This window comes from Streptomyces sp. NPDC034037, from assembly GCF_055575715.1.
Window position 1 is genome coordinate 403,967 of the sequence record NZ_JBVISC010000004.1, and the last position, 16,376, is coordinate 420,342.

The window sequence follows — 16,376 nt, forward strand, 5'->3', positions numbered from 1 at the left end:
TCGGTTTTCAGCAGTTCAACAGGGTTACAGCATGGAGCGATTCGGGGCGGCTTCGTCGATGGTGAGCGTGCCGTCGGCCAGGCCGGCGATTGTCAGCCGTTTCGCCTCGTCAAGGGCATCGATCTGGGCCTGCAACAGCTGCCCTCGCCGTTCCGTCTCCGCCAGGAGGGTGTCGAACCGCTCGATGTCGTCCGGTTCGAGGTCCGGTAGCTGGTAGTCCTCTATGCGACGGGGGCGCACGGCACTCGGGCTGCGCCTGGTCGCACGAGCGGCACGGAGCAGCGCGGCCAGCACGCGTGGCGTCAAAGGCCGTTCACCGTCGCCGCGGACACGCAGTACACGCGCTGGGAAGGTGACGACCTTGAAGCCATCGTGGTCAACGTAGAGGCCGAGTTCGGGGGCCACGGTGTAAACGAGGTCGCCGGGCTCGGTCAGTGCCACGTGGTCGTACTTCGCGGCCAGTATGAGCCGGTCGATCCGGCGGGCGCCGATCGGACTGGATCCGGTGATCTCCTCCGGGCCGATCACGGCGTGGTTGCCCGCACCGCTGATGTCCGTTTCATCGATCCGGTGACCCTTGAGCTTGGCCACCCGCCGCTGCTTGATCAGCGCTCCCAGAGTCGTTCGCTCCGGCAGGCGACCCATGCGTCGCTGGACGCGCCCCCGGAACGGGCCGTGCTGCTCGCCATAGGCCCGGGCTTCCTCAGCGACGCGTTCCAGTCGGGTCTCGGCCTCGGCGATCAACGCGGGACGCTCCATGACCGTGCGCGCCAGGATCTGGGAGGCCGGCGGGCCCGGAGGCGTGAGCGGGCCCCCGAACGCCCGGTCCAATTCAGCGACGCGTGCGACTCGCCCGTAGCGGGGGTCATGCCCCCCGAGCCCCTGGAAGCCCTCCGCCCTCCACAGCAGGACGTCCTCAGCAAGACGAGCACTCACGCGCTCAGTGAGCGCCTCCGCGCTGATGTCGACGAGAAGGACGTACCCTTCCGCTTCCGAAACCGGGTCACGCGTGAGGATCCAAAGGGCCGGCCGATACGCAGGCCGATAGGGCAGAGTGCCGGCAGGCAGGGAGATGACAGCCTCGACGAGGTTGCGCCGCAACAGGGCCGAACGCAGTTTGGACTCCTCGGTGCCCGTCAGTGCGTCGACAAGGGCATCGGCGGGGCCGAGCACGATGGCGGTGCATCCAGGTCCGAGCAGGTCCGCAATCCGCTCCACGTCTGCCAGCGCGCTCAGCACGGACCGGTCTTCGCCAGGGCGATACGGGAGTTGCGTGACGACGATCTGTGGGTCGGCGAGCCTTTCGTCCAGATCCGTGCCGGTCTGCACGTCGAGTGCGAACTCGTCGATGCCGGCCAACAGGAGGCGACGGCGAACGATCCGGGCCAGACGCTCGTCGGGGTCCGCTGCCAAGGCAGTGATGCTCTCCGGTTCCTCCGCCTCGCGGATGAGAGCCGCCAGGACGTCGCCTGCCCTGGCGTACGGGTCGGCCAGCGTGACTCGCTCACCTCGCCCGAGGCGGGGGCGCAGGTCCGCGAGCTGTACCAGGAGGTTCAGGAGCTCCGGGGCCAGGGCGTCGGCAGCAAGCGTGGTGGCACCGAGCCGCGAGCGCGAGGCAAGCAGCCACTCGTAAGCTCCTCGCTCACCGTAGGCGGCTTCGATCATGTCCTCGGCAAGGCGTACGAGCGGAACGGCGTCCTCGTCTGCGACCTGAAGCTCCCGCAGGAGAAACTCGTCGTCCGGGTCGATGCGCTCAGCGCGGCGCATGATCGCGTCCCACAGCCGCAGGGGCGCCGTCGCTTCCTCCCCGTTCTCCCCAGCCAGGGGCTGCTCATCGAGGTACCGCAGAGAGAGCAGCGCGCCGACGGTGTCGACCGTACGCAGCGCATCAGAGCGGTCTGCATGTGCGGCCAGGCTGTAAAGCACGAGTTCGGCGCGCAGCTGAGCCGGGTCCGCATGGCCGAGCCCCGTGGAAAGGAGCCATTGCGCGATCTCCTCGCCATCGAACTGAACGCGGCCGGCCATCTCGGCCACGGGCGTCGGAAAGTCCGTGTAGCGTCGGCGCCACGTCGATACGACCGGCCGTTTGACCTGTGCCAACGCAGCGATCTCGGGCATCGAGAGCAAGGGGCTAGCCGCGGCACCGGCGGCAGGGCCGCGGAAGAGCGCATCCGTCACGGCGTTCCCTCCTCTCAGTCGATAGGCGGCGGTGTTGCCGGACCCCTGGCACCAGATGGTGCGGTGGATTCGGGGATGGCCCACACCCTAGAGCACAGCCTGCACTCGATACCTTCCATTCTTCGATAACCCCGGTTATCAGAACTTCACTGTCCAGTTCCCTCGCCGCCCCGCCACTCTCGGAGCGCATCGCCTCAGTCGTCAGACAGGCGGCACCGGCCACCACCCCGTGTGGCTGATCGACTCCATGCCGAGAGGGATCCACCGATGACCATCACCATGCCGACCGCCGCCGTCGAGGGCATCCAGCTGACCGTGACCCCGTTCCGCCCGGACGCCGTGATCGGGACCATGGGGCTGCCGACCCTGCTGCAGCTCGTCCCCTCGCCGAAGGCGGAGGAGGACAAGCGCGCCCTGAAGTACGCCTCGGGCACCCTGCGCCGGCACGCCGAGGTGCGCGGGCTGGTCCAGCGGATGCTGAAGGCGACGCAGAAGGGGCGGAATGTCACCTCGTACGCCTCCTACATCGCCACCGGCATCAGCGGCGGCCACGGCGCCGCCTGGTCCACGCCGCCGATCACGCTGTGGCTCGACGGCCACCCGGCCGCGGTCGGCGACGAACTGATCGCGGGCACGGGCATCCGCACCGTCACGGTGCTGCCCGGCTCGCCCGTCGTCGCCATCGACGGGGAGACGCAGGTCACGGCATGGCACGAGCTGTACGACAACCCGGAGCGGTTCGGAACGACGTACGAGAAGCTCGGCCAGGTCCGGGTGCCCTTCGAGCTGTACTTCGGGCTCACCGTCGAGGACGCCCGGCAGATCTTCTACGACCGCAACGTCGAGGGCGTGCCGGTGGCCAAGAATCTGGCGATGTCGATGGACCAGCGGGACATCGGCACCCAAATCGCGCACCGGATCTCGGAGACGGTGAAGGTCGAGCACGACGGGAAGATCATCCCGTTCAGCAAGCTGGTGCAGGGCCGCAAGCGCCAGCTGACCAAGACCGACCCGGAGCTCGTGACGCTCTCCGCACTGCGGGTCCTGGTGATCACGGCGCTGCACGGGCGGAGCGGACTCGGCCTGTCCTCGGCGACGGTCCATGAGGGCGACCTGCCGGAGGGCGTGAGCACCGAGCAGGCCGAGCGCGAGCTCGTCCCGATGCTGTCCCAGGTGATCTCGGCGCTCTTCCCGCACTTCGCGGCGCGCGGCGCCGTCTCGGCCCCCGCCGTGCTGGCCGGCCTCGGAATCGCCGCCCACCAGGCGACCAGCTGGGCGAACGGTGGCAGCCGGCTCAACGTCGAGGAACTGCTGCGGCTGCTGGAGCCGGTGCGCTTCGAGCGCGAGGCCCGCTACTGGGACGGCGTGGCCGCCAGCGCCAACGCGGCCGGTGTCCTGAACTTCGGTGGCGGCGCCAAGGACTCCGGCGGCCGAGTCGCCGACGCGCTGCTCGGGCCCGACACGGACTTCGGACGCAAGATCCGCGGCTGGTAGCCCGCCCCCTCCCTCTTGCTGTCTACGGGGCCCGGTGTGGCTCTCGGGCCCCGGTCCGCCCAGCACTTCACCTCTGGAGAGAACTGACCATGAGCACTCAGCACCCGCCGCAGCCCTCCCCCGACAGCTGGGGGCCCGGACCCGCTCAGCCGCTCCCCGCCACGAAACCCACCCGCCGCAAGGCGTGGCTGACCCACGGCGCCACGGCCATCGTCGCTCTGCTGATCGGCACCGCGATCGGGGCGAACGGCAACGACACGGGGAACCCGCTCACCGCATCCGAGAAGCCCCAGGCAGTCGGGACGACGACCCCGACGACCGAGCCGGAGCCGACATCCCCCGCACCGGAGACGACCGAGGCGGAGCCCGCTTCCTCGGCACCGGAGACGACCACGTCCGAGCCGACGCCCACCAAGGACCCCGGTCCGGCCAGCACCTTCGCCGGCGACGGGGAGTACCTGGTCGGCGAGGAGATCGCACCAGGCACCTACAAGACCGCGGGACCGGACGACGACTTCGGCTGCTACTGGGCCCGGCTCAAGAACGCGAGCGGCGAGTTCGACGCGATCATCGCCAACAACAACCTGAACGGCCCGGGCCGCGTGACCTTGAAGAAGGGCGAGTACTTCCAGACCCAGCGCTGCCAGGAATGGGTCAAGACCGGCTGATCCGGCTGCGAGCCCCTGTTCGCCCCCCCATATGAGAGGGAGAAGTCGGATGGGCCGACGCTCACCGGTCGCGCACGCCTGCAGCCCGCGCCCGACGCGCAGCCCTCAGGGTGTACGCGTGCACGACCAGGTCAAGCCCGTGGCCGGCCCGATCGTGGTGGCCACGGACGCGTCCGTCGCCTCAGAGCTCGCGAGCTGCGGCTACGTGGCAACGACCGGACACAGCGGAGTACGGGCCCACCTGCACCCACGGCGGCTCACCCAGTCCTCCACCCGCGTCGTCGTCCATGAGCTCCGGGCCGTCTACTGGGGGCTGAACGCGGTCCTCACCGCCGCGCCCGGCCGCCCGGTGGAGGTGCGCTGCGACAGCCTCGGCGCTCTGCACTTCCTCGCCCAGTGGGCGCAGGGCGGATCGGACATGCCCGCGGGCTACGACACCGAGCTGCGCTCCGAGGGGCGAACCCCCACCCTCCTCAAGCTCCAGATGATCGCCGAGTACACGCCCGGTCTCACCTTCGTCCACGAGAAGGCGCACGTCGGCCACCCGCTCAACGAGGCCGCCGACTCACTGGCCAAACTCGGGCTCCGCTGCCTGCGAGGCATCGTCCCTGCATCCGAAGTCTCCCGGCTCGTACCCCTCTGGGCGACCAACGCTCTCGACGCCTACGCCCGGTCCACGAGGTCGTCGTCCCGTCCCGCACCCAGCAGCCCCTGAAGCCGGCGCACAAGAGCCAGCGACAATCGCGGGGCACGGTGAAGCGGGCTTGGACAGGGGCGAATCCCGTGACGCGAGATGAACTGCCGAGCCCCCTGTCAGCGCTGCACAGGGCGCAGATAGGAAACTACGGAAACGCTTGCCGTGGGCCTCGCGACGTCCCCGGCGAGCCACGTCTCTCAGTCGTCTGGTCTCCCCCAGTCCACGACACGGAGCCCGGCTCGTATGAGCAGGTCGTCGCTGAGACCGAGTCGTCCTATCGGCGACCTGCCGAAGCGCATGAACCAGCGGTTTCTGCGATCTCGTTCATCGGCGGTGAGCAGGTTCCAGTCATCGTGGTGGAGCCCTCCCCTGTCTTCTCCTCCGGCTTCCCGCGCCGCCTGCTGGACGAAGGAGAACTCGTCAGGCGCGTCGCACAGGGCGATCAAGGCCCACGCAGTCCCATAGTCGAGCGACGGGCCGTGCTGTCTCATGAGCCGATACGTGCGCCATTGCCGAGTGGGGGCGAGGATCCAGCGTCTGCTCTGCAGGTTCATGCGGTGTCGCCTCCGGGGCTGGTCGGGTGGGCGTGCAGCCAACTGGCGGCCGTCTTCTGGAGGTCGGAGCTGCCGAGCGTGCGCAGCGTCTGGGTGAAGGCCCGAAGGAGGACCTCAAGCTGTTGCGGGCTTCGGAAGTCGTCCAGGAGCTGGTCGATGAACCTGCCGATCTCGTCACGGAGGGTGTCCCTGTCGGAGTCATGCGGCGGGCGGAGGTCTCCCAGCGCCGTCTTCAGATCCGGGAGGTCGCCGATGCGATCGGGGTGCTGATCGATCCACCAGACGCGGCGCAGGTCCGGGTCAGCGAGGATGCGCTGAAGGAAGACGAGGTGGCGATACGCGTCGTGTCGTTGGAGGTCGCTCTCCTGCTCTCGACGCAGGTGTTCCAGAGCAAGGCTCCGGTCCCTGTCGTCGACGAACAGCTCCGCAACGCCGTGGGCGATGAAGCCCGTGGTGGGGTTGAGCGGATGGGCGATGGCCTGGTTCACAGCGTCCTGGGCCGCGGCTCTCTCGAGCACTGTGTAGCGGGTGAGTGTCTGCGCTGCCCGTTCCCGCAGTTGGCTGCGGGCGCGTACGGCTGGGTCCCCGTACGGCTCCTCGCTGTCGGCGCCTTCCACGCACCAAGAGCCATCGATGTGCACGGTGAAGAAGACGCTTGGTACGCGGCTGGGAATTCGTTCACCGTGAAGCTGGACGGTCACAGCTGTCGGCAACGGGGCCGGAGCCGCCTCACCGCTTGTGGCGGGAGGCGGCCCCGGGCGCCTACGTCGGCGTGCGAAGAGACTCATGCCGAGGTCACGACAGCCGGTCCGGGACCCGCAGTCGCGAAGTCGGGCGAATCTGCCATCGCTACGGAAGGCGGTGCCATGTCCGCCTGATGATCAGCGACAGGTTCGGGCACCTCCATGGCGATGAGGCGGTCGAGTAGGACGGGACGCCGGCGACGCCCGGTCTCCGTGGTGACGCCTCCCTCTCCCACGAGGAGGTGAGACACCCCCGCGTCACGGAGATTTCCCCTGAGTACGCCTTCGGCCACGGGGAGGACGAGGGTGTCCGGTACGGCGGGTGAGTCCAGCCACGCGGCCAACGCCGCCTTGGCCTGGTCGGTGGTGGGAGTGTGTTTCCAGGCCGCACGCCACCCACGGACGAACAGAGTGTCTTCGACTCCAGCCGCCCCCTCCTTATCGGTCCTGGTAGTCGCGAGCGAACGGCCGATTGCGTTCTCGTCCTTCAGACTGGTCAGGGCGAGGAAGGCCGTTGCACCGGCCTGCTGGATCACGGCATCGTCGTCCTCCGCCCAGGCGACGATCTCCCCCAGGACCAGGCTCGTCAGCTCTCCTTCGGCTGCCAGCGTACGAACGGCCCTGGCAACAGCATCGGCTCCACGTCGATCACTGCGGGAGGCGAGCAGCCGGAGCCGGGTGAGTGCGACACGGGGGTAGGACCGGCCCATGCTTCCCGCGCAGACGTCGGCGATCGTGGTGGCGCGCGCTTCGCTGAGGTTCTTCAGTTTGGCAGCGTCGTAAAGGTACTTGCGGACTGCCACCCCGATACCCGGGTGGGTCGCCGTACTTTCCAGAACGCCCGCCGCGAGTCTGCGAAGTGCAGGACTGTCCGCCTCTGTCCACTCGGTGACGATGCCCAGAACGGCCTCACCGCCGGTACCCGTGGCGAGCCTTGTGATCGCCGAGGCGACATGCTGGCGGTGCTTGACGGCCGCTCCGTTCTGACCGGTGATGTCGGAGGCCCACCGCAGAAGAATCTTCCTCAGCGGCGGCCTCTGCTTCCAGACGTGCGACAGGACCGCTTCGTGCAGTCCGTGACGTGCCGTGCTGAGAGACAGAGCGTCGTCATCGGTGCGTTCGGCCCCGACGATCTCCATTCGCTTGTCCAGATCCGGGCCGGCCAGCGGGCCACCGATCGGCAGAGCGCCCTCCACCTGCTGGAAGAGCTTGTCCGCGGCTTCCATCACGGCGTCGGCGGACACCCCTTCCAGGAGAGCTACAGCGATCAGCAAGGCTCGGTCGCGAAGGTGGTCGACGCCGTCGTACTGCTCGAACCAGTCGTCGAGATACTGCTTCCAGTTCTCGAACTCGGCCTTGACGGCCTCCTGACCGTCGGGAGGCGCATGAGCGGTAATCCGGGCAAGGCGGACCGCCTCGGCCAGCGGCGTTGTGGGCCCCAGAAGTCCGGACAGACCTGTATCGCCCTTGAGCCAGTCGAGCCGCTCGGCGTCGTGCTGCTCGAGGTGGGCTCTGGCGACCTTGAGCAGCGGCGGAGGCACGTGCTCGACGCGGGGGATTGAGGCCTGCGTGCCCGGCTTCCACGTATCGGCTGTGGCCAGGATGATCAGGCGGGTCCCTGCGTCGGACGCCTCCTTCTGGTAGTCGTTCAAGCCCTGGTAGAAGTCCGGTGGCAAGGTGCGGTACGCCGACAGATCGAGGATGAACCCGTGGTCGGGTGTGCATGGAATTTGCTCCGTACGCGGGCGGTCCCAGTCCAGCACGAGGCCACGGATGTTCTCGCCCCTGATCCCCGCGTCACGCAAGATCCGCAAAGCCGTCGTGCGACGGCCCGTACCGTCAGCGCCGGTCAGCACGACGACGTTGTGCCGGCTCTCCTGCCCTGTCAGTAGACGAACGCCGCGGGCGACCTGCCCCTCCTTTCCGGGCTCCGGTTCGGTGTGGACGTAGGCATTCTCGACGAGCGCGATCTCCGCCTCATCGATGCGGGCCGCCTGCAGGAACTCCCAGCCACGGACGTACTTGTGATGGTGCTCCTCGTAGTCACCTGCCACCTGGGTGACTTGGGCGTGATCCGAGGCCGTCGCGTCCTGGCGCACGCCTTGCTCTCCACCTTGCTCGGGGGCCGATGCGTCGCTCATGGCCGCCTCCTGAAGACGGTCTGGTTGCCGCCGACCTGGTTGATCCGTGCCTTGCCGCTGGCCTTCGCGTTCTGCCGGACGATCGTCGCCTTCTGGGCGGACTCAGGGTTCTCGGTCTGCCACCGCTTCACGAAGTCGAGCAGTTCACGGGCCGCGTCCTCGTCTTCGTCCGCCACGTCCTGCAGCCGGACGGCCCAGGCTCCCGACACCTCCCTAGCCCGGTCATCGGCCTCGTTCTCCGGGGCCTCGAGGAGCAGCTCCCTGTCGCGGTCGAGACGCGCGAGCTGGCGCGTCTCGTCCTCCACCCGCCCCCGGCCGAGCCAACGCCCGACCCAGCTCCTGGCACCACGCCACCCATCCGACACCATGGACGCGACCAGCGCCGCAGCGCCCGCCGCCCCCACCGTTGCCGGTTCCTGAGGCACGTCCACTCTGGTCTCCTCCATCGGTGACAGTGACAGGCCCCATGCGTTCCCCTCGCACCCCCACCCTCATGACCACGGAGCGAAACAAGGCGAATTCGAAGCGTTACAAGGCTGAAAACGCGGCACCCCGAGGGACTCCCGGCTCAGGGCTCCAGCGTGATCCAGCCGTCCGGAATCCAGCCGGCGAGGTAGCCCTCGACGAACAGGGAGAGCTCTGGAATGCCCAGATGACTCAGGCCCGGCAGCAGGTCGCTCCACGGCTCCCAGCCACCCGCCGCCACCGGAAACAGCCGGTCGGCATGGGCGGTGAAGATGCGGGCCTCGCGCTGGCCCGACAGCGAAGGCCCCGGAGGTGACTCGACTCGGGCGACAGTGCCCCCGGGCCGTATCGCGCCGATCGCCAGGAGGCGACCGGCGGCCTGGTCGTGCGTTTCCCGCTCACGGCGGAGGGTCGAAGGGAGGGTGACCCCTCCGGACGGTCCGCAGCGAACGACGAGCACCTCATGTCCGGGCCCGAAGCAGAGGAGGTGCACCTCTCGACGCGTTCTCGGTGCATACATGCACATAGATGAATCGTCTCCGAGTGCTCGCGCCACGCAAGCGGGACGCAGCCGACCAGGGGAGACGCGGCTCCGTCAGCGGGAGGAGCTCGGCGGCAGGGCGGCCGGCCCCGGCCAGAGCTGGAATCCGAACGCGGCCTCCAGCCTGGCGATCGTCCCCAGGTCCGGCATGACCTTGCCGTTGACGACCCTGCTGACAGTGGAATGAGTGACGCCTGTGGCGTCAGCCAGCGTGCGGAGGGTGTGTCCAGTGGAGGCCATGGCGCGCTCGAGGTTGCGAGCGAGCGCCTGCCCGTAGTGCGCGCTCACGGGAGCGTCGGGGGCCAGAGCGGCATGCGGCCAGGCACCGTCGACCACATAGTGTCGCGGGACCTGATCGTTACTGCTCCGGGGCATGCCGAGATCATCCCACGCACCCATGGGTCCGCACCTTTCCCGCTCGACCTTCTCTGGCCTCACACGCCAAGCCTGTTGCAAGTATGGAACACAGAATACGGTGTCGACGAGAGCCCGAAGGGGATATCCGGCAACAGTCAGCTGAGCCTGCACCAATCGATGCAAGCTCGTGAGGTCAGCGCCAACCGTCCAGCGATACCTGGGGGCCGTCGGCGAGATAGCGCCGGAGCGCGCTGGCGGTGGTGTCGACGAATTCGTCGGGGATGGCGTCTGCGTCGACCCAGCGGACCTGGGAGTGCTTGCGGGGTTCGCGGTTTTCGGGTTCGCCGGTCCAGTCGTGGGCGGCGAAGACGACCGTGAGGAAGCCGTTGGGGGCTTCGACGCCCCAGGCTCCGTGGATGATGTGGGCGACCTTGAGGGACTCGGGTTTCACGGTGAGGCCGGTCTCCTCGTAGAGCTCGCGGACCGCGGTTTCGGTGATGGGCTCGCCCGGTTCGCTCTTACCGACGGGGAGGTCCCACATGCCCTGGGCGAACTTGGCGTTCTCGCTGCGCTGGAGGAGGACGACGCGGTTGGTGGCCTTGTCGTGGACGATGACGGCCGCGACCAGCAGGGTCATCGATTCGAGCGCCGGCTTGAGGGCTTGGGATCGGTCATCGGTCTGCTGGGCCACGGGGTTCCCTTCGTCGGGCGGGTTGTTGGGCATGTTAGGCGAGCGCCTCACGAGCACGGCGGGCGAGATCTGCGGCACCCGGTACCTTGCGCCTCTGGTAGACCACGAGGGTGGAGCGGATCGACGTGATCGCCTTGCGGGCTCGGTCGGAGGTCATGCCCTCCATGAGGACGAGGGCTTGGGTCCAGGCGGCGACGGCTTCGTCGGCGCGGGCCTGGGCGGCGAGGCTGTCGCCGAGGTCGGCGTGGGTGAGGGCGTGGACGCGCTTGTACTTGTCGGGGTCCCAGCGGGTGAGGGCGTCGCGGTGCTGCTGTTCGGTGCCGATGTGGTCGGCGAGGTCGGTCAGGGTGCGGGCGGTGTGGCTGGCCACGGTGCCGGCGGCAGGGCCGCTGACGCGGGAGTAGCTGGGTTGGGGGCCGTCGTCGCGGAGGAGGGCGTCTTCGGCGGCGAGCAGGGCGCGTGCGGCCGACGGGTTCTCGTTCACGGCGGCGTAGGCGCGGGCGTGGGTGATGTGGAGGAGCGCCTCGGTCTGGCCGTCGACGTGGCCGAGACCTGCGCGTAGGGCGCCTTCGACGAGGTCGACGCAGTGGTGGGGCTGCTTGAGGCTCAGCGCCTGGTGGGCGAGGGCGCGCATCATCCAGGCGGCGTGGCCGTGGGGGTCGGCTTCGCAGGCGAGCTTGTATCCGACCTGGTAGTAGCGCTGGGCAGCGCCTTCCTGGCCGAGGTCGTGGTGCTTCCACCCTGCGAGGTAGGCGAGTTCGGCGACGGCACCGAAGGCGGCCCGGCGTAAGCCGTCGCTGGGAAAGCGTCCGCGCAGCATGGGGGCGGCTGTGTCGGCGAGGTACGCGGTGACGGTGGTCAGGCCGTGGCCGCCGCCGAGGCGCTCGTCGGCGGCGCTGAAGGCCGCCGTGATCTGCCGTACGACGTCCACGTCCTCTGCCCCGACCACGGACGTGCCGGTGCGGGCGCGGAGCATGCGGGCAGTGGCTTCGTGGTCGTATCCGAGCGGCATGGCGACGCCGGCGGTGGTGAAGGCCGCGATGGCGAGGAAGCGGCGGCGCTCGACGTCGGCGCGGCCCAGGTCGGTGGCGGCGAGGACAGGGTCGGATTCCGTCGGCGCTTCGTCATCGCTGGCCTGGAGGCCGATCTCGGTCTGGGTGACCGTGCGCCCCGCTCGGCGGGACAGCGCCTCGGCCAGGTACTGACCTACCCGGCCCGACGGGGCGCGGGTGCCGTTCACCCAGTGCGAGATGGCCGACTTGTTGGTCTGGAGGATCTCGCCGTTCTCGGCCGCGATGCGCCGCACGTCTCTGGAGAGGGCCTCGTAGGTGCAGTCGACCGCCGCGATGACGTCGCGCAGACGGGAGTTGGGTTCTCTCGGCGCCGCCACGATCGCCTCCACTCCGGAGCTGTAAACCGCGTATACCGCTTCAACTGCCTTCCACCGTACCCACTCAGCGTGACCACCGGTTCACTTATCAGCAGCCGCCCGGAACGGCGCGACCGTGATCCAGGCTCCCCCTTGGTCCGGGCGGCACCCCGAAGTTCCGTACGCCCACACCAGGCTCGGGCATTCCTGTGCCCGGACCCGGCCGATCAGAGACGGAGACACGGTGACCACCATCGACACCACGGCCATCACGGTCGAGTTGCCCGAGGCGTTCGACCCGCGCTGGAGCCGCCTGCCCGGCATCCAGGTCGACGGCCGGCGCATCACGATCGACCCGGCCGAGTACTTCTTCCGCTTCGAGTCGAACACCTGGCTCGTCGCCGACTGGGAGCTGGTCAAGGCCCAGCTCCTCGGTGTGGACGAGACGACCGAGAGCTCGGTCGAGCAGCTCGCGCTCGACTTCATCAAGCAGCACAGCGAATCCACGTCCGACGCGGCCCGCGTCGTGGCCACCGCGTACGAGGTGTACGCGTACCTCTTCCGCGAGGAGCACCCGGCCGGACTCGGCCTGCCGCAAATCACCGCCGAGCACCTGCGGATGCTGCGCGAGGCCGCCACGCTCATGGCGCTCAACAAGGTCGAGCTCGACGGGCACATCTCCAACGTCGGCCCGTGCTGGTTCTTCCCCGCCGCCACCTCCGTCGTCTTCGACCTGGACGACGAGATGGGCGGGATGCTCGATGAGGTCTACCACGGCGGCTGGTTCAACGAGCACCGCCGGATCGAGTCCATCAAGGCCCACGCCGCCCTCGGCGGCCGGCTCGTGCACGGCTGCCAGTCCGTGCCGGACCAGTCCGGCGGCGTGGTCGCGCCCTACGGTGCCTCGATGGCGAACTTCCGCGACGACCTCGCCGCGTTCAAGGCGGGCTGGATCGAGCAGGTCTACGCCCACCGCGTGAACCCCGCCGCGTAACCCCACCCGATCAGGCTCCGGGGCGGGCCGGCACTCCTCGCCCGTCCCGGACGCCACCACCCATCCCCGGAGCCCTCCCGTGACCACGAACCCCAGCGCCGAACTCCTCGACAACCTGCTCACAGCGACCGGCCAGACCACCGCCGCACGGAAGGAGGTACGCGTGTGGTCCATGTCCGGCGTCGAGCGCGTGACCTTCCCCGACGGCTCCACGGCCATCTTCAAGTACGCCAAGAAGCCCTTCGACAGCGAGGACCAGGCCCTCCGCTTGGCCCACACCCTCGGCGTACCCGTCCCCCAGGTCCACGCCTCCGCCGTCCTGGACGGCTGGCTCGGCATGTTCATGGAGGACCTCGGACCCTCCGTCCGCGAGGCCGATGACCTCGACGGCGTCGCCGCGGCCGTGATCCTGCACGGCACCCGTACGGCCCCGCCCTTGCCCGTCCTCGACCAGGAGCGGCTTCGCACGCTCCCGGCCCGGGCGCTGGAACACCTCGAACGGCTGCGCAAAGCCGACCGGTGGCAGGACGCCGACGACGTCGAGGACGCGCTCGACAGGATCGCCCAAGTCGCCGAGGCCCGCTCGGCCGGAGCGACGCTGGAACCGTTCGGCTGGGTGCACTCCGAGTTCCACCCCACCAGCCTCCACATCGGCGAGCGCGGCTGGCGGCTCCTCGACTTCGCCCGCGCCTTCACCGGCCCCGGCCTGCTCGATCTCGCCAGCTGGCACGGCACCATCGAGCCCCCGCACCCCATCCGCCTGCGCGTCTTCCTGGAGCAGTACGTCACCGCCGGTGGCACCCCCGACGCCCTCGCCCCGCGCGGCGGGCTCACCGCCGAGAACTGGGCCCTGGGCTGGCACCGCATGTGGGCCGTCGAGTGGTTCATGGAGCAGTCTGTCCGCTGGATCCACGACCCGGCCACCGACTCCGCCTACATCAAGGCCGTCCGCCGCCACCTCACCGACGTCCTCCACCTCCTGGAGATCTGACGTGCTCGCCCAGGCATCCCCCTGGCACGCCCACGCGCTCCAGCGCACCGCCGCTGGCCTCGCCGAACCCCTCTCCGTACCCGCCCGGATGGAGTGGACCACGAGACCCGGCCAGGGTCCCGGCGCCGAGATCCTCGGCCCCGACCTGCGCGGCAAGCGACTCCTGGAACTCGGCTGCGGCCCCGGCCACAACGCCGCCCACCTCGCCACCCGCGACGGCGCCCACGTCACCGGCGTCGACCTGGTCGGCCTCCAGGTCCGCCGCGCCCGCTCCCACTACGGCCGACTGAACAATCTCACCTTCGTTGCCGGCCACGCCCTGCACTACCTGCACGCCTCTGGCGAGCAGTTCGACGCGATCTACTCCGTCTTCGGCGCTGTCGGCCTCGTCGCCCCCGAGCTCCTGCTCCCGGCCATCGCCCAGCGCCTCACGCCCGGCCGGGTGCTCGCCTTCTCCGTCCCGCACCCGCAGCGTGGCGGCCGAAGCCCCTCCGGTGACGACCATCCTCGCCGCGACCACGTCACTCTTCCCGACCGCACCCGGCTCCCCATCGCCCGCTGGGAGTTCTCCACGGACCGGTGGGAGAAGCGCCTCAGCCAGGCGGGCTTCTGGCTCACCTCGGCCCAGGAGTTCCACGACCCCCGCATGGGCTACTGGCCCACCACCCTGCTGATCCGCGCCCGCAAGCTCTGACCAGCCATTTGCCCTGGCTTCCCCCTGGAGGAACCGATGCGCCCGCCCTACCTGCTCCTCGACATCGATGGCGTCCTCATTCCCTTCCCCGATGCAGCGGGCTCGGCCCCGGCCACCCACGCCCGCCACGACGTCGTCCCCACCGGCCGGAGCGCCGACAACCCGGTCACCGTCTGGCTCGACCCTGCCCATGGCCCCATGCTCATGGACGTGATCCGTACCGGCCTGGTCGCCCCCATCTGGTGCACCAGCTGGCGCCAGGATGCCACTACCCTCATCGGCCCGCTCCTCGGCCTTCCAACCCTGTCGTACGTCGATCTCCCGCGTCCGCAGATCACCACCAGCCACCCCAACGGCTACCTGTGGAAACGCGACCACGTCGACGCATGGCTGGGCGACGCCCCCGCCATCTGGATCGACGACGACTTCACCAGCCTCGACCATGAATGGGCCGCAGCCCGCACCATCCGAGGTGCGGCAACCCTCCTCCTCCAGCCCGAACCCCACATCGGCCTTCAGACAGAGCACCTCGCGCAGGTGTTGGCATGGGCTACGCGTGTGCCCGGCACACAGGTGGCACGGCCCTGAGTCGGGTGTCTACGCAGTAAGGCCGAGCGCCAGTGATCGCTTGGGCCACCGTCTGGCGGTCAGGCGAGCCGCAGCCCGACTCACATGACGCCGTGCCTTTGCGCGGCCAATGCCCACTGCTTGACCTGTTCGATCGTGGCGTCTGGTGTGGGCGCTGCCGAGTGGACGACGAACTCGGCATAGGCCGGATCGTCGATCGGCAGTGAGGCCAGAGGGTGTTCGCGCAGCCGGGCCACGAGGTATCCGGCGGCGAGCAGGTCCCGGGACTTCTCGATGTCGACCTCGTATTTGTCGGCGTGCCAGTAGGAGCCGTCGTACTCGATGACGAGGGTCCGGCCGGTGGAGAGCTCGACGGTGATGTCGACAAGCCAGTGCGAGCGCCGGGCGAACCCGTCGTGCCGCACCGACCGGCCGGACGCGGCCCCACCGAAGGCGCGTTCGGAGGCGGCGTGGTGAGCGAGTTCGACCTGCGACTTGCCGTGTTCCCTGCACTCGGGGCATCCGCTACCGCCGGTCCGGGAGGCCAGCGAGGCGTGCCAGACGTGATCGGCGTTCGTGGAGCAGATCCAGGCGGGTATGAAGGATGTCTGCCCGCTCGGGCGCACCTGCCATGCGGAGCACGGATTCGCCGGGGACCATTCGGCTGCCAGGTCCGGGAAGTGGTAGGCCAGCGAGTCCAGGATCGTGCGACATTCGGGGCACCGAAGGCGCTGGCCCTTGTCGCGCTGAGCAGGTGTTTCCTGCCACTCGTGGCCGCAGTTCGGGTCCTGCCACCACATGCTCTTGCGGGAGCCGGGAGACACGGATGCGGCCTGGATGCTGCCGTTCTTCGACGGGTGCCACTGCGAGGCGATCTCCGCGGCAAGACTGAACGCCGACGGATCCGTCTTGAGAGCCGCGAGCCGTTCGTCACGTGTGCCCTGGCCACGGCAGGAAGGGCAGCCGGCCGTCAGGTACCGATGCGGGGACAGTCGCGGATAGTGTCCTCGCGGGCAGCGAAAGCGATGGCCGGAACCGTGGCCTGCCACCGTCACCGTACGGGGGTCCTCGTCATCCGCCCAGGCCGTCAGCAGCTCGGGGACGTCGGCAACCGGCGTCACCTTGTAGCGCTCGTACTCCGCCTCCCACACCGCGCGTCGCTTCGGTTCGCACTCGGGGCATTCGCGAGCGCCGACCATGTCCAAGACCCTCTTGGTGAACCGCAGCCCGCA

General features: G+C 69.2%; 17 protein-coding genes. 7 read left to right on the top strand and 10 right to left on the bottom strand.

All coding sequences use genetic code 11. From position 1 onward, the window contains the following. Positions 1-24: 24 nt before the first annotated feature. Entirely contained in the window at positions 25-2,178 is a 2,154-nt protein-coding gene (locus tag ACZ516_RS17030; RefSeq protein WP_469010827.1) for a DNA methyltransferase family protein, read from the bottom strand. 267 nt (positions 2,179-2,445) lie between these two features. On the opposite strand from ACZ516_RS17030, the gene ACZ516_RS17035 reads away from it, so the two are divergent. The 3 genes from ACZ516_RS17035 to ACZ516_RS17045 all read left to right on the top strand — a co-directional run bounded on the left by ACZ516_RS17035 (position 2,446) and on the right by ACZ516_RS17045 (position 5,055). Further along, positions 2,446-3,672 (top strand): DNA sulfur modification protein DndB, encoded by a 1,227-nt coding sequence (locus ACZ516_RS17035; protein WP_469010828.1) that lies wholly within the window; start codon positions 2,446-2,448, stop codon positions 3,670-3,672. Positions 3,673-3,761: 89 nt separating this feature from the next. Then, positions 3,762-4,340, top strand: coding sequence for a hypothetical protein (locus ACZ516_RS17040; protein ID WP_469010830.1), 579 nt, complete (start codon positions 3,762-3,764; stop codon positions 4,338-4,340). Between the two features lie 118 nt (positions 4,341-4,458). Next, positions 4,459-5,055, top strand: a complete 597-nt coding sequence (locus tag ACZ516_RS17045) for an RNase H family protein (protein ID WP_469010831.1) — start codon at positions 4,459-4,461, stop codon at positions 5,053-5,055. A gap of 179 nt (positions 5,056-5,234) precedes the next feature. On the opposite strand, the gene ACZ516_RS17050 is transcribed toward ACZ516_RS17045, so the two are convergent. The 8 genes from ACZ516_RS17050 to ACZ516_RS17085 form a co-directional block, all read right to left on the bottom strand. Further along, positions 5,235-5,591, bottom strand: coding sequence for a hypothetical protein (locus ACZ516_RS17050; RefSeq protein WP_469010832.1), 357 nt, complete (start codon positions 5,589-5,591; stop codon positions 5,235-5,237). Continuing rightward, entirely contained in the window at positions 5,588-6,109 is a 522-nt protein-coding gene (locus ACZ516_RS17055; RefSeq protein WP_469010833.1) for a hypothetical protein, read from the bottom strand. Before ACZ516_RS17055 ends, ACZ516_RS17050 begins: the two co-directional genes overlap by 4 nt. A 266-nt stretch (positions 6,110-6,375) precedes the next feature. After that, positions 6,376-8,475, bottom strand: a complete 2,100-nt coding sequence (locus ACZ516_RS17060) for a hypothetical protein (RefSeq protein WP_469010835.1) — start codon at positions 8,473-8,475, stop codon at positions 6,376-6,378. Beyond that, positions 8,472-8,906, bottom strand: coding sequence for a hypothetical protein (locus ACZ516_RS17065; RefSeq protein ID WP_469010836.1), 435 nt, complete (start codon positions 8,904-8,906; stop codon positions 8,472-8,474). Before ACZ516_RS17065 ends, ACZ516_RS17060 begins: the two co-directional genes overlap by 4 nt. A gap of 137 nt (positions 8,907-9,043) precedes the next feature. Then, a complete protein-coding gene (locus ACZ516_RS17070) occupies positions 9,044-9,400 on the bottom strand; it encodes a hypothetical protein (protein ID WP_469010837.1) in 357 nt (118 codons plus the stop codon). A 135-nt stretch (positions 9,401-9,535) separates the two neighbouring features. Beyond that, the gene (locus ACZ516_RS17075; protein ID WP_469010839.1) at positions 9,536-9,880 is read right to left on the bottom strand and encodes a helix-turn-helix domain-containing protein; all 345 of its coding nucleotides are present in this window, start codon (positions 9,878-9,880) and stop codon (positions 9,536-9,538) included. Positions 9,881-10,031: 151 nt separating this feature from the next. Beyond that, positions 10,032-10,562, bottom strand: a complete 531-nt coding sequence (locus tag ACZ516_RS17080; protein WP_469010841.1) for an NUDIX domain-containing protein — start codon at positions 10,560-10,562, stop codon at positions 10,032-10,034. Position 10,563: 1 nt separating this feature from the next. Beyond that, on the bottom strand, positions 10,564-11,919 hold the full coding sequence (locus tag ACZ516_RS17085; protein WP_469010842.1) for a tetratricopeptide repeat protein: 1,356 nt from the start codon (positions 11,917-11,919) through the stop codon (positions 10,564-10,566). A 223-nt stretch (positions 11,920-12,142) separates the two neighbouring features. Between ACZ516_RS17085 and ACZ516_RS17090 the strand changes: the two genes are divergently transcribed. The 4 genes from ACZ516_RS17090 to ACZ516_RS17105 all read left to right on the top strand — a co-directional run bounded on the left by ACZ516_RS17090 (position 12,143) and on the right by ACZ516_RS17105 (position 15,165). Continuing rightward, positions 12,143-12,892, top strand: a complete 750-nt coding sequence (locus tag ACZ516_RS17090; RefSeq protein ID WP_469010844.1) for a hypothetical protein — start codon at positions 12,143-12,145, stop codon at positions 12,890-12,892. 79 nt (positions 12,893-12,971) lie between these two features. Beyond that, complete coding sequence (locus ACZ516_RS17095) at positions 12,972-13,883, top strand: phosphotransferase family protein (protein ID WP_469010845.1); 912 nt, start codon at positions 12,972-12,974, stop codon at positions 13,881-13,883. Position 13,884: 1 nt separating this feature from the next. Then, positions 13,885-14,577: a class I SAM-dependent methyltransferase gene (locus tag ACZ516_RS17100; RefSeq protein ID WP_469010846.1), complete on the top strand. Its 693-nt coding sequence runs from the start codon at positions 13,885-13,887 to the stop codon at positions 14,575-14,577. Positions 14,578-14,613: 36 nt separating this feature from the next. Next, positions 14,614-15,165: an HAD domain-containing protein gene (locus ACZ516_RS17105; protein WP_469010848.1), complete on the top strand. Its 552-nt coding sequence runs from the start codon at positions 14,614-14,616 to the stop codon at positions 15,163-15,165. Positions 15,166-15,245: 80 nt separating this feature from the next. On the opposite strand, the gene ACZ516_RS17110 is transcribed toward ACZ516_RS17105, so the two are convergent. After that, a complete protein-coding gene (locus ACZ516_RS17110) occupies positions 15,246-16,343 on the bottom strand; it encodes a zinc-ribbon domain-containing protein (RefSeq protein WP_469011033.1) in 1,098 nt (365 codons plus the stop codon). Positions 16,344-16,376: the final 33 nt, after the last annotated feature.